The 1041-nt window shown below is 75.4% G+C and carries 1 protein-coding gene; it reads left to right on the plus strand.

The window, feature by feature from the left end; genetic code table 11:
* Positions 1 to 18: 18 nt before the first annotated feature.
* The coding region (locus ABZV34_RS39930; RefSeq protein ID WP_356288365.1) for a beta-ketoacyl reductase at positions 19 to 1041 on the plus strand (1023 nt) is incomplete at its 3' end.

Genomic DNA, 1041 nt, shown 5'->3' on the forward strand with positions numbered 1-1041 from the left:
GCCACCGACCTTGTCACCGTGCCCTGCCCCGCCGACGCCGACCGCGCGACGCTCGCCGGCCTGCTGACCTCGGCAGCGGCCGGCACCCCGGTCGACGGCGTCGTCTCGGCCCTGGCCCAGACCTCGGGAGAACACACCGGAACCCCGGAAAGCGTCCTGGCCACCGCCCTCCTCGTCCAGGCACTCGGCGACACCGACATCACCGCCCCCCTGTGGACCCTCACCCGGGAAGCGGTCACCACCGGCCGCGGCGACCTGCCCCCGCGCCTCGACCAGGCCGCCGTCTGGGGACTGGGCCGCGTGGCGGCGCTCGAACACCCCGACCGCTGGGGCGGTCTCATCGACCTCCCGCACGAACTCGACCGCCGCACCGCCTCCCGACTGGCCGCCCTGCTCTCCGGCGGCGGCGCCGACGAGGACCAGGTCGCCGTCCGCACCGCGGGCGTCCTCGCCCGCCGCCTGACCGCGGTCACGGAGGAACCCGGCACCCCCTGGACCCCCAGCGGTACGGTCCTGGTCACCGGCGGCACCGGCGCACTCGGCGCCAGGGTGGCCCGCTGGGCCGCCGGACAGGGGGCCACCCGCCTCGTCCTCACCAGCAGGCGCGGAGCGCAGGCACCCGGCGCCGCCGAACTGGAGGCCGAACTCTCGGCCCTGGGCGCCGAAGTCTCCCTCATCACATGCGACATGACGGACCGTGAGGCCGTACGCCGGCTACTGGACGACCACCCGGTGGACGCCGTCGTCCACACCGCAGGAGTCCTCGACGACGGGGTCCTCGACCGGCTCACCCCCGAACACTTCGACACGGTTCTGCGCTCCAAGGTCGTCGCCGCCCTCCACCTCGACGAACTGACCCGCGAGCGCGACCTCTCGGCGTTCGTCCTCTTCTCGTCCTTCGCCGGCACCGTCGGCTCCGCCGGCCAGGCCAACTACGCCGCCGCCAACGCCATGCTGGACGCACTCGCCGAACGCCGCCGCGCCGAGGGGCTGCCCGCGACCTCCGTCGCCTGGGGCCCGTGGGCAGGCGGCGGCATGGCC

This window comes from Streptomyces sp. NPDC005195, assembly GCF_040608315.1.
Classification (GTDB): Bacteria; Actinomycetota; Actinomycetes; order Streptomycetales; family Streptomycetaceae; genus Streptomyces; species Streptomyces kaempferi.